Origin of the sequence: Catenulispora acidiphila DSM 44928 (assembly GCF_000024025.1) — a bacterium.
Classification (GTDB): Bacteria; Actinomycetota; Actinomycetes; order Streptomycetales; family Catenulisporaceae; genus Catenulispora; species Catenulispora acidiphila.
The window spans coordinates 569,435-581,998 of the sequence record NC_013131.1 but is presented as its reverse complement, the minus strand read 5'-3'; the positions used below and the strand labels follow the sequence as shown (position 1 = coordinate 581,998).

Below are 12,564 nucleotides of genomic sequence, written 5' to 3'. Positions count from 1 at the left end.
GCCGGAGTCGACGCCGCTGCGACCACCGTGACCGTCAAAGGCGTGGACTACTTCTTCGACCTGGCTCAGTGAACCGCTCCGGATCTTGTCCAGACTCTAGGTTGGGGTTCCTACTGCGGTTTTGCGTGCGTGAGGTAGAACTCTGCTTCGTATTCGACAGGTGGGATGTGTCCTATCTCACCGTGTAGGCGGCGGTTGTTGTACCCACTCGATCCACTCGGCGGTGGCGATCTCGACGTCGGTCAGGGTGCGCCAGGGACCGCGGCGCTTGATCAGCTCGGTCTCGTACAAGCCGATCGTCGACTCCATGAGCGCGTGACGTCCAGACACTCGCTGGCAGAACGTGTCATCGCTGACTTGGCCCAGGATTGGCGGGCGTGAAGGGTTGGACGCAGCGCGAGGAGCCTTATATACGTGACCTGACGATTCCGCGAATCAGAAGGTTAGGGGTTCGAATCCCTTCATGCGCACTGAGCAAGGCAGGAACCTCAGGTCGATGACCTCGGACCACCGGCGCGGGACGGCGATACGCCCGCGGCCGACGCCGTTATCTCGGTTCGCTCCGCGGGTTGCTCAGGTACGCGGAGTTCCGACGTCGCTGGGTTCGGGGTCGGACAAGAGGTCAGGCGGGATCACGGCGTGCTCAGATAGTGCCGGCTCCATGACGCGGCCACGCCACCGGTCCACTGCCTCCCTCAGCCGGTGTGAGCTGACGCCCTACCCGACCAGGACGTCGACGGGCGCGCAGGCCGCGGCCAGGAGAAGATGCTCGGTACCGATGTACCCATGAGCGACGTCGGCGGATTCGTGAAGGGCCCGGGCCAGGATGAGCGTGGATAGCGGTGGGTTCGACACACTCGACTCCGGCTCCCCGGTCGCGGCGGCGATGGCTGTGCTGGTCAGAAACTCGGTCGGGCAGCCCGAGGGTGAAACTCCCTCGGGCTGCCCGACCGAATACCCCATCCACGCAGGTCAGCCTGCGTTCTGCCGCTCGCGCAAGACCGCGCCTGCCGATAACGTCTTGCATGCTGGTCAGCCTGCGGGGCAGCGCTTTCACCAGGGAACCTTGCCGGCCATCAGGCCGGTTACCCCGATAACCACCAAGACAGCGATCAGCCCTATGGTCTTGCGGTCGTCAGCGATCGCTTCCCGGACCGTCTTCCAGAACTCGGCCACAGTCGGCCCTTTCGCTCGAACCTGTAGGCCTGATTGGCCGAGCTCGAGTACACCGCGCCCGACGGTCAAGTGATCATCGAAAGTTGCGGGGTTCATAGATGGACCCGACCGCACCGCCTTCCCAACTCTCCATGTCGGGCGGCGGCAGGGCTAACTTGGAGCGGTGACGCGTTCCCCTGTACCAAGCCGCGCCGACCAACAGATCATCGACAGCCTTCCACCGGGCGGCTCGCCAGTCTCCGCGACTCAGCTGGAGCGCTGGCGGGCGTGGAAGCTAATCGAGCCGAACGTCGTCATCGGCCGCGGCCGGGACGTGGGCACGGTGACCGAGCCAACGGAGGCCACCATGAAGATGGTCGCCTGGCTGGCCCAGCACGCCCGCCCCGGTGTTTCCTGGGACCGGCTCGCGCTGCAGGCCTTCGACGAAGACATGCCCGTACCCTCGGAAGGAATTCGCAGGGCTTTTACGCGGCAGATCGATAAGACCCGGCTACCCGGAGGCATTGCGCTCGACTCCGCACCGGGTACCGACCGAGAGACCTGGGCCGTGGAAGCAGCGGAAACCGTGACTGCTACGGGCGCGACCATGTTCCGTCCACTGGCCAGGATCGCCAGGATCGACAGCGCCGTTCAGAGCCTGCTTGCCGCGCACGCCCCGTGGCCGCCTCAGGAATACGCTGATCTTGACCGCCGTACGGATACCGACCGAACCCCGGCAGAGATCACGCAGATGGCCGTTGCGGCGATCATCGATCCGGAGAACTACCTACCGGGATCGACGATCGCCGATGTTCTGGCCGCGCTGCTGCCTGAAGGCCAGCTCAGCCCGATGGCCTCGTTCCTTGAGTTCAGCGACCTGGACGCCACTGAGCTGACAGCCGCGGAGTGGCTCGGCAAGAACATGGCTGGGTCCATCCTCGAAGAGCTTCGCGCGGCTATTGCTGCAGCGGACATCGCAGAGCTTCGCCAGGCATACCGTGCAGCGCAGGCATGTACCCGCCGCACCGGCGAACTGCTGAACTCTGTGGAGGCAGAGATCGGCGCGGGCACGCTCGGGGACGCGTGCCGCGCGTGGGTTTCGGCCGCGGCCTTCGGGCTCCCTCGGATCATGTTGTTGGTGACGGCACGGGACCGTAAGCCCCACGAGTTCGCGATATCGGCCGCGCTTCTGCTGTGGACCAATCGGATGGTCAGTCGTCTACGCTCCGCTTTCCCCGGGGGTTTCACGGCCCTGGACGAACCTCTGCGGCAGATGGTTGAGGGCCTTTCACTTGCAGTGCTCACCGGCGAGGATGCCTGACAGCTCTCTTCAAAGCCAGGGCCAGCCCAGAACGACGAGCGTTATCAGGCGTCCGTCGTAGATTGGGTGCTATGGAGCGAGCCAGGGTTCGAGCAGAAGTGACCATCGGTGACCGAACGGCGAGGGCCTCCTTAGGAAGACCGTCGTCACGACACCGTGATTTTCTGCGATGACACTGTCATGTGTGGCTAGGCGGAGAGCAGCTTGATGCGCTGGCCGCGTACCGGCAGGGCGCGGGCTCGCCCATAGAGGTCTATCCGACCTTTTGGGTAAAGGCGATCACGCTCGATCCGGAGGACGCCTGAGGGCAGCGAAACGGTTCCCCGCCTGCGGCAGCTATGGCCGCCCATGATCCAGATCTACCCGAAATAACGCCTACCACGCCACTGCGAGTTGACGGACAACCCTGCCCCAGCTGCACGCACGACGTTCTCGGTACCCGCGGCGGTTTTCTTCGCAACGAGGCAGGCGGCCGTATAGCAATTCCCAACTAATCTGGTGCCGAGTAGATTACATCTACAACATCGCCACCACTCCAACTTTCTACACGAAGCGTCATATCACTGATATCCGGTACGGCATAGGGAACAGTAAGTTCAACAACCGCATCGCCCTTGCTTCCACGTTGGACGCGCCAATCATCATACGGATAGTCGTCGACGGCAACGAAAACGTCCTTCCCGCGCCGAGGCGCGTTCGGTATATGCATGCTCCCCGTGTTATAGGGCGCAAGTTCGACTTCATCACCGTATCGCTCCATAAGTCGCCCCGTATCCACGTGCAGGACAGTCTGTTGCTTGTCACGGTAGAGTCTGGCTGACAGCAGCGTCTCAAGACGGTGCCGGGCAAGCCAGAAAAACACCCTGCCGTTGAGTACGTCAAGGAACTGTTGTGGCGAGGTACCGGGAAGTAGACATTTGTCCAGGAATTTCAGAGGCCTTTGGTCTCGGATAATTGTGCGACCGAGAACTGGATTGTCCAGTGCGATGCTGCTACGCCTTACCGCCCCTAGTATCGAATTCTTTACAGCCGGTTCGGGATTATAGAGATCAACTAAGGCCTGAGTGCTAAGCAGGCCGCGCTTTTGAATTGAAGGCCAAGTACCTTCTTCTGCCATATGGTATAGCACTGGGTACTTGTTAATGAGCTCATCTCTTTGCACGTTCGACAGCCGCCTCTCAGAAGTCATCGTGGTGAACGCCCATGCCGTACTTACCATTGCCGTCGATCGATGACACTTCGTATATCGAAACGGGTCCCTAGCAGTGAAACCGGCACGCCGGCGACCCTCTCAACCTCTTCGATGAAGTCGATCGTTTTCGGGCTAAGTTGTTCGTACCGCCGCGCGTCACGGTTGCCGATGTCGAGGTAATCTGTGAAAGTCAGCGCGACGTCGGTAGCGCCGTTGATCTCGGATGCGCGGCGCAACATCTGCCAGTCAAACTCGGCGACGCGACGCTGGTTATTACTGACTGAACCCTTTTCTTGTTTGACAAGTTCTTCTTCTGGGATGCCTGAACGTCGTGCGATCTCTTCCCAGCTAAGCTCTTGGGACATAGGTCCTGATGTGCCCTCGTCTGGGTTCTTGACACGGATCGGATAGGTGCGTGCGACAATGATCACGCGCCGAACCCGATGGATACCGATTCCCGCCTCCGCGAGGGTTCCCGCCGTAGTTGTGTCGCGGCTGGTCACGTGTGGGTAGCTGCCGTGATACAGGCTCAACCCAGTACCTTGCGTCCCCTCGAGCAGTACACGATGACCCCGCGCGAACGCATCGTCGAGTATCTCGCCAGTTGGACGGACATAGGGTACGAGTTCTTGTACATCACGTGCGAGACGAACCGGAGTCTCCGAAGCTTCGTCGTAATGACGCCCCATGATGCGTCGCGCAGCCGCCGCCCCGCCACCCTTGCCGGTCGAGCCGATTTTGCCGACTAGTTGAGCCTCGGCATCCAGATCGGCGTTTTCGATGATCATGCATTGAGGGTCGATCGAGAGTCGGTCGACTTCGACACCGGATTCAGCAATCTCACGCATGAGCACCTCAAGCGACAAAGTTGCGCCGGGGCCGATCACGATGCATGCAGCGAGGTTGGCACGTGAACCCGACGGCAGTAGCCGATGGGTATACGGAGTCGGTAACGGCACCTTGTGACCAGCGTTCGGGCCACCCACACGAACAAGGACGTCGTACTCGGGTGCTAGATAGAAAGCGATGTTTCCCTTACCTTCGCTTCCGTACTGGGCCCCTATGAGGACATCAACAAGCTTGTCCGTTCGCGACGCGTACAGCCCCAGCGCAGCAGCCGCCCTCGTTTCAACATCGCCCGGCAAGTTGCGTTGTGTGTCAATAGTAATATCAGCCTCGGATTCGAGCTGACCTACAGCAGACTCAGTCTTATTTTGCGCAACCTCGGTGTACGAATCCAACTCGACGAGACCACTCGCGTCACCACGTTCGGCATACCGCTCACCCAGTACCGATTCCGGCGCGTTGAGATGGATGTGAGTCACTCGCGCGCCGTATGCCTCTCGAAGACGCTCGACCTGATGATGGGCCCGTACCGAATCGACGACAATGAGACCGTGACCATCGATTGGTTCATCGCGCTGGTCTAGGAGCTTGGCAACCCCTTCCGCGACCCAACCCCCGCCTGTGTCAATATCGAGTTGTTCACCGTATTCCTGAAGCGCCCTACGCTCCAGCGGCAGTTCTTTGTCGTATGCAACAGCATGCGCGCGCATAAGGTCTTGCGTCCGGATGTCGAACGCTCCATACCTGCTGACCAGACGTCGGGCAAGTGTTGATTTACCTGACCCGACTGGTCCGCTGATCACTACCAAACGTGGGCGAGTCTTCATGATGCAGGCTGCCTATCCGATCGTGATGGTCACGGCGCGTAGCAGTCATCTTCCTAAGTCTTTCCCCGCGGGCGCTGAGGCAGGGTGTAGACAACAACCTCCAGGCCGGCACCAACCAAGTTGCGCTCAATCGCCTGTGCAATCAGGTCCCAGCGCCCCCCTGCCTGCCCAGCTCCGATTCGGGGCAAGTGGACGTCTGCACCTTTTGTGAGCGCGAACTTTGCGACAGCGGCAAGCGCAGTATCCAACGCTTGGTAGTCCAGCCGAGTTGAGAATCCCGCTCCGTACCCGCGCTGCACCACCATGCTCGCGATCGTGACCAGGCTCTGACCGGTCGTGACGTCAACAGCGTGTACGCGACCCAGCTCCAAATTCGTCGGCGCTGCTACCGTCCACGCTTGAAAGGCACGCGCTGCGGCCGGGAAACGTGTCGAAAGCGCAGCCGCGACACCGCGGCGACTCCACGCATGCGCCGAGTCGTTTACGACATGAGCGATCACGACTGGCCTGTCACCCGCAGAGAAGTTGGTGACATCACCGCTTCGATAACGCAGTCCACCCGACTCCTTGCCGATGGGGACGACCGGCTCAACGAGCGCGAGCACGCGCGGTAGGGAGAAGCCGGGATACGGCGGTACACCGACGGCTTGCACCCGCAAAGGCACCGTCTCAAGTGTCTCCACACCCCGGGCAGTCTGGCTCACGGCAACGCATTTTCCGAACGCACCAGCCGAGGACACTGTGGCGCCTCGGTGCACACGCGGGGAGAACTGAGCCGATCCGACCACGTACTCGACGATCAGGGATGCGCTAGCGTCGTCCTGCGAGCGTGAGGCTGCAACGAGTGCCAGGCCCCGTCCCGTCAGACCGACAAGCCTTCGCAGCAGCGCTTCGGTGGAAACGTCAAAGCGCCGTCGGTACTCCATGATGAAGTCGATATCGGGATCGATATCAATGAGTCCGGCAACTGCTTGGTCCGGCATCAACAGCTCAGCGGCCACGACGTTGCACAACAGCTCAAGCTGCCAAGAGTCGTCACCGCCGTACCCCGCCACACCACCGCTCCCCGTACGATGCCGCACTACGTCCGCGACGTCGGGAAACAGTGCATGGGCGATCTCGTGAGCAACGCTGTAGCGAAGGCGGCCTCGTGGCCGCGTCGGGTTGTATTCGATTGCCAGTGACCGCTTGGCCTGGACAAAGTGCCCTAGCGGGGCGTCTGGAGTCGATCTGACCCCAATGGTGTCTGCACTGATATGAGCGTCTGCTATGTCAGCCCGCGCTCGCAGCGACAGCCCAAGCAACTCGGCGAGGGCAAAAGGATCAAACGGCGGCCCCTGAAGCCCACAGTCTTCGGCCTCGTTTATGATCTTCTTGGCGAGAGCAGTGACTGCCGCCAACGGGTCATCATCGCCGACAAACAGCAAAACGGAAGTGTTAGTCCACGATGAGCTCTCGGTGATCGCTCCTTCGGCGGCCATAGCCTGACGATAGCTGGCAACGGCGACGGCCGAAAGCGTATCGGCGGTTCACACAGCTCCCTATGGGTGATCAATCGCCTCGCTGACCACCGTAAGTTCTGACTGCTCGGCCAGTACGCGAGCAACATCCGGGGGGCGATAGCTTGATGATTTCAACACCTTGCCATCTTGCCGGAGCACGGGACGTCCGTCAGACCCAAGCTTGCTCATGTTGGAACGATGGATCTCCATAAGCACAGCATCAAGATCAATCCCGTAGGTAACCGCCGCACCATAGGCAACGTAGATGATGTCGCCCAACGCGTCTGCCATGGCGGTGAGATCACGCTTGCTAGTTGCATCGGCGAACTCACCCACCTCCTCGACAAGGAGGTCCACACGCAGCTGGGCCAGCTCCGTACTCACATCTGTAGAGGGTACTGGCTGTCGGGGAAGGTCAAACGCTGTATGGAACGCCGCGACAGCTCGCATCGCATCGCTAAGCCCAGGCTCGACACAGAGCCGCCCCGCTTCTCGGATGCCACTCTCTACCGTCATGGCTCCCGGGCTCCGATCGGTGAACACGCCTGAGAGGGCGCCGCGTCGGCCGGCAATCGGCGCCTGTCGCGACTCAGACTCGTCGCTATCGCTACCGGACGAATCTAGTGAGGTTCTCGTGGTGCGCGTCATGCGGGCAACCTTTTCACACTGACGCGCCTCAGAAGGACCGGGTCACAAGACCCTCGCTCAATCGTGTCTAGCGGTCCCGACGCGATGTTTCATGTGGCCGCTTGATGCTGCGGCGACGAAGCGTGGACGAGTCCGGGCACAGTTTGGGAACGGACGTCGCAACACCGGCTGGCGGAACATCACCGTGAAGAAGTCGGTCGCCAGGATCGCCCTGGCCTTGGGAGCGCAGGAACTGTGCCAGTCGGGCCATTGCGCCGGGGTGCGGGTCGACGCCGACCGTCTTGAGGACCGCCCTGACGGTGGACAGCCGACGACGGTGCCCCGCTCAGACCGTCGAAGTGGGTCCCGACATACCCACCAGAATCACCCGCGAGAGGGAATAACAAAGGGCATACGCTACTGCGTACCGTCCCAACCGAGGGGGAACTCATGAGTACGTCGCCAGGCATGTTCGGACCGGTCTCCGCGAAGGGCAGGACCGGGCAAATCAGCTTCGACGGCCGGGCCATCACAATCACGAGGGGCGGCATTCTCGCTCGGGGACTCAGCGGAAGCGGCACGACCACAGTCCCGATCGAGCAGGTCACGGGCGTGGACTTCAAGCCGACCGGAGCCAACCATGGACGGATCACCATCCTGGTCGCCGGTACCGTAGCGCCGCGCCAGAACAGCACGCGATCTTCCACTGACCCGATGACCGTTGACTTCACACTCCACAGCAACGACTTCCGGCGGGTGCGCGACGCGATCGACACCGCTCTACGCAACCGTACGGCTATGACGACTTCCGGCTGGACCATGCCGCCCCCTCCTCCGCCGCCTGGGTGGGCTCCGCCGACCATGCCAGCGCAAGAGCCCTCCCTCGCCGACCAAATCGGAAACCTCGCACGGCTTAAGGAGCACGGCCATCTCAGCGAGGAGGAGTTCGCGGTGGCAAAAGCGAAGCTGCTCGGGCTTTAGCGCCAGGAATCGGGTAGGCAGGTCGATCGCTCGACCCGCCTACCCGATGATGGTCGTGCCTTCGCCTGGGTTCCAACCATCGCGATACAGCAAGTGGGACCGCGCCGAGGCAAAGCGCCCGGTTCTCGATCTGTGGACTGGTACCTGGGCCTGGTAAAGCCGGCACGCCCGCGCGAGCACCCGCTATAACATTTGCCTTATCAGGCCTCTCATAACTAGCCGTCGTGGGCAGGGGTCTGGAACTGAAACCCCGGGGCGTAGTGGTTGCGCATGAGGTCCGCCTGGGAGAGGCGGGCGCCGGTGTTGTTGATCGACTCGAAGATCCTTCCGCGGTGGCTACAAGAGAGAGCACGGTGGCAGGCAGACGTGCCGCCGCCTGAGGTGTAGCCATTGCCCAGGATCCTGACATAGTGCGCTCGGTGCGGTAGAAACGAGCCTCAACCCGTATTGATACGTCTAAGGATCGCCGGTTCCCGTCACCACATGACCGGCGGACGTATTCACGTCTTGTAGGGAGGCGGCCAATGGCCACGGATTCGGGTGCGGCGCGTCAGGAGTCGAGCTATGCGCTGGGCTTGGCAAACGGTTCCTACGACTGGTACCGACAAGCAGCCATTCATGCGAGGCAGCGTCATCGGATCTCGGCAATCGGGTCGCAGGTCGCTGCCGCCGCCATTCCAGTCTCCGCGGTGATCGCTCCGCACAACGCGACCGTGCCGGCGATCCTGGGGGCCGTGATCGTGGTCGTGACCAGCTTGCGGTCCACGTTCAACTGGCAGGAGAACTATCTGCGGTTCAACGGGGCGCGGGAGGCCGTCGAGGCGGAACGGCGCCGCTACCACACGACGTCGGCTCCCTACGGTGACCCGACGTCGAGGGACCAGATCCTGGCAGCCATGATCTCCAAGATCGAACAGGAGGAGATGGCCGGTTGGGTCAAGGTCGTTTCCGAGCGCACTCAGACAGGTCATATATGATCTCCGGCGAACCATTCGAGGAGTGCGACGTCGCGGAACTGGTAGGCGACTCCTTGCTGGCGCAGAACGCCACGAGCATGCGCGTCGCCGAGGAACCGCATTACTCGCAACGGCAGTACCCCTCGGAGCGCCAGCCACCAGCGCGTCACCGAGTACCACCCCCACGAGCTCGTGCTGAAGCGGACCATAATCAGGCCGACGGCCGTTGCCACAATCGGCTCGACCAAGGCTCTTGGGATGCCGGATACCAGTTCTGAGATGCCGATCACGAGAACCATTAGCAGTCCGACCGTCGATACTGTCCTGCGTTCAATGAGCAGTGCCGCAGCTGGGCTGGACGCCTGGTTGAGATCAGCGGAAATGCCGACGAGACGCCCCAGCTGACGGCGCCTTGGACTTGGTTCGGCGCGCCGGGGGGATGGTTTGCTGAGCTGTACAGGCTCCCTCGCCACGAGGGCAACGAATAGCCCGAGTCCGGTGCCGGCGAGCGCGCCTTTCACCCAGCCGGGGATTGCTGCGATGTCCGGCAACACGTCGAATCGGAGGCCAGCCAAGCCAAGCATAAGGGCCCCGAAGAATCCGGCCGCGAGCGCGAGCAGAGTCCTCAGGCCCCCTGGAGGCAGCACGCGGTGAAGATGCCACCAGGACAAATCTCGCGTGTGCTGCTCATGCAGCGAGCGCGCGAGGAAGCTAAGCCAGCGGTCGGCCGATGAAGCGTCGTATGTCGATTCTGGTCTGGTGCTTGGACGCGGCGCATAGGCTCTGCCGATAAACGTGCCGAAGAGACGATGCTCGATTGCTTGCGTGGTGGGAAACAGCCGGTTATTTAGGAGTTCGGCCGGATCGGTGTTTGGCCTCCGATATGCGTCCCGCATCAGGTCCAACATGAATGGATTCGACATGGACTGTGCTAGTAGTCCACCGGGAAACTCTCGGAGGTGCGCGAATACCGGCTGCCAACGACGATCGCTATCCGGCAGGTCTACAGCAAGGTAGGCGCGGATGTCGTTGCTGGTGATTGGCTCGAGTTCGACGACGACAGTGTTCGCCAGCATTTGTCCCAACTCGGCCGCCACCTGTCGATAATCGCCGGTTCGGCATGTTGCCACGAAGGGCTGGTTGATCCTCAGCGTAGAAAGTGCATCGAGTGCCAGCGCACGCTGGGTGACCGGCAGCTCGTCGAGCCCGTCTAGAATCGGAAGGATCATCCCCGTCGTGACGAGACGCTCGGCGATGCCGCCGACAGTGTAGTCCTCCTGCAAGCGTCGGATAATCCAGGTGTTGATATGTTCAACGTCCGGCCGCCATGTGGCTACCGCCAGCAGGATCGGAATCGGCTCGTCTGTTCTTCTGGCTAGCAGGTCGAGGAGTAGACGGACTGCCGTCGTCGTCTTACCCGAGCCGGCTGAGCCCAGGACGAGCAGCCGTCCTCTGGAAGAGGTCAGGAAAATGTTCACGAGATCATCGAACGAGCCGCGCCGCTGGCTTCCCGACCATCGGGTCGCCAGCGGTGGGCGACTGAGTGTCGCCGCCGCCGACACCTCCCAACCGCTGGCTACGCTTCGGGCGAGCTGAAGTGCTGCTTGTTCGAGATCGGGTTCCGGCTTCGGAAGATTTTCACGCCAGGAGGGGTTGAAGTCTGCCCGCTTATGATCGACTCGCTTGAAGCGAGCCACCTGGCGAAGGAGCGGTCGGATGCCGTCCGCTGTGAGCTGCTCGACGATGACGGGCCTGACCGGGCTGTCCGCTAGATAGGCTGGCACCTCCGTGACGGCGGCCGACGGGAGAACGACCGGGATGATCCGTTGCACGGAGTATCCGCCCTGGACCTCGTCTCGGATCAGGCGTGCTTCTACTCCAGCACCACTCTCGTCCCCTGATGTCTGACCGTCATCGCCGGTGGATCGTCGATAAAGTGGCGACACAGCGACAATGATCAGGTCGGCTGTGCGGATCTCCGTCGCGGTCGGAACCGGCCCGTTCCACCTGCGCTCGTTATCGGGTGAGCCAAGCTGGGCGTCGGTGCCATTGGCGCGAAGGAGGAACCACAGCTCGCGGACCTCTTCGAAGTGCTCGTGCGAGTCGTGTGCGTACGAGATGAAGATTTTCAGTGGCGGCCCGGGGAGCCGGACGTCGAGTTCGGTGCGCGAAAGCTTCGGTCCGTTGCGTTGGAAGCGGGTCAACCAGACCCGCCGCTCAGACTCGGAGAGTGATGAACTCAAAGCTGTGACCTGCCCGTCGGACAAGTACCCGACAATCCGCTCGGTCGCGGCCAGTACGCTGTTCTCCTGCTGCGGCCGGTCACCGAAGGTGGCCAGGATCTCCTCATATGCGTAAAAGCTCTTGTACGGGACCTCGACCTCTCCCCAGTAGCGTTCAGGATCGGAGACGTGGAACAGGAAGCGGCCGAATCGTTCGCGGGCGAAGTCCCGGCTGGCGTCCAGCTTGTCCTGCTCTCCATCCTCGACGCGCATGGGTACCGGAAAGATACGGACCTGCCGATTCTCCCGCTGGCGGTGCACCGACCCGGCCACGGCGGCGGCGCCGTCGATGGCCTGGGTGCTCAGCGAGAAGCAATTGACGAGGATGTCTGGCAGGTGGACAGTGCAGATCCCGGCGGTGTCGCTGAGACCGGTGCGACTGTCGATGAGTACGTAGTCGTAGTGAAGACGCATGTCGCGCTTCAAAGCCTCAAGGTAGCCGCCGCCGCCGAGACGCTCATAGAAGTTCCCCCAGTCGAAGGAGCTGACCAGCGCCGAGTACGACGCGTCCTGCTTTCCCGCTGGCACCAGGTCGACGGTACCTCGGCCGGGGAAGTCGAAGTCGATCGACATTGCATAGGGCGAGATCCGAGCGAAGTCCTCGTGCCAGCCGGGCTCGTCCTGGGCTTCCGAGTCCAAGGCGGCCGCGACGAACTCCCAGACGAGATCGATGAGTCCCATCGATGTCCTGAGATCCCGGTCGGAGAGGAAGGGGTGAAAGTAGCGGTGAAGGCCCGGCGCTTCAAGGTCCCAGTCGACCACGAGTACCCTCAGGCCGTTGCTTGCCAGGATCCACGCCGCGTTGGCCAGGGCCATGGAGCGGCCGGTTCCACCCTTGTAGGAATAGAATGTGATGATGGAGCCTTTCATGGCCT

10 protein-coding genes are annotated in these 12,564 nt (G+C 61.9%); 3 read left to right on the top strand and 7 right to left on the bottom strand.

Annotated features, from left to right (window positions below; translation table 11 throughout):
* Positions 1–177: 177 nt before the first annotated feature.
* Positions 178–309 carry a hypothetical protein gene (locus CACI_RS51955; RefSeq protein WP_395994320.1) on the bottom strand — a complete coding sequence of 44 codons (132 nt, stop codon included), beginning with the start codon at positions 307–309 and terminating at the stop codon, positions 178–180.
* A gap of 744 nt (positions 310–1,053) precedes the next feature.
* Positions 1,054–1,176 carry a hypothetical protein gene (locus CACI_RS53415; protein WP_263053460.1) on the bottom strand — a complete coding sequence of 41 codons (123 nt, stop codon included), beginning with the start codon at positions 1,174–1,176 and terminating at the stop codon, positions 1,054–1,056.
* Positions 1,177–1,339: 163 nt separating this feature from the next.
* On the opposite strand from CACI_RS53415, the gene CACI_RS02480 reads away from it, so the two are divergent.
* Complete coding sequence (locus tag CACI_RS02480; RefSeq protein WP_041540005.1) at positions 1,340–2,476, top strand: hypothetical protein; 1,137 nt, start codon at positions 1,340–1,342, stop codon at positions 2,474–2,476.
* Between the two features lie 490 nt (positions 2,477–2,966).
* Here the strand turns inward: CACI_RS02480 and CACI_RS49505 are convergent, their stop codons facing one another.
* The 4 genes from CACI_RS49505 to CACI_RS02465 are packed head-to-tail and all read right to left on the bottom strand — an operon-like array spanning position 2,967 to position 7,293.
* Positions 2,967–3,665 (bottom strand): DUF7002 family protein, encoded by a 699-nt coding sequence (locus CACI_RS49505; RefSeq protein ID WP_223297433.1) that lies wholly within the window; start codon positions 3,663–3,665, stop codon positions 2,967–2,969.
* A gap of 23 nt (positions 3,666–3,688) precedes the next feature.
* Entirely contained in the window at positions 3,689–5,341 is a 1,653-nt protein-coding gene (locus CACI_RS02475; protein ID WP_012784743.1) for an adenylosuccinate synthetase, read from the bottom strand.
* A 53-nt stretch (positions 5,342–5,394) separates the two neighbouring features.
* On the bottom strand, positions 5,395–6,822 hold the full coding sequence (locus CACI_RS47430; RefSeq protein WP_012784742.1) for an ImmA/IrrE family metallo-endopeptidase: 1,428 nt from the start codon (positions 6,820–6,822) through the stop codon (positions 5,395–5,397).
* 60 nt (positions 6,823–6,882) lie between these two features.
* Positions 6,883–7,293 (bottom strand): pyrophosphohydrolase domain-containing protein, encoded by a 411-nt coding sequence (locus CACI_RS02465; RefSeq protein WP_041540004.1) that lies wholly within the window; start codon positions 7,291–7,293, stop codon positions 6,883–6,885.
* Between the two features lie 645 nt (positions 7,294–7,938).
* Here CACI_RS02465 and CACI_RS02460 point away from each other — a divergent pair.
* A complete protein-coding gene (locus CACI_RS02460; RefSeq protein ID WP_041540003.1) occupies positions 7,939–8,451 on the top strand; it encodes a DUF4429 domain-containing protein in 513 nt (170 codons plus the stop codon).
* A gap of 524 nt (positions 8,452–8,975) precedes the next feature.
* On the top strand, positions 8,976–9,428 hold the full coding sequence (locus CACI_RS02455; protein ID WP_012784739.1) for a DUF4231 domain-containing protein: 453 nt from the start codon (positions 8,976–8,978) through the stop codon (positions 9,426–9,428).
* Here the strand turns inward: CACI_RS02455 and CACI_RS50925 are convergent.
* A complete protein-coding gene (locus CACI_RS50925; RefSeq protein WP_012784738.1) occupies positions 9,419–12,559 on the bottom strand; it encodes a KGGVGR-motif variant AAA ATPase in 3,141 nt (1,046 codons plus the stop codon). The genes CACI_RS02455 and CACI_RS50925 overlap by 10 nt on opposite strands.
* Positions 12,560–12,564 lie beyond the last annotated feature (5 nt).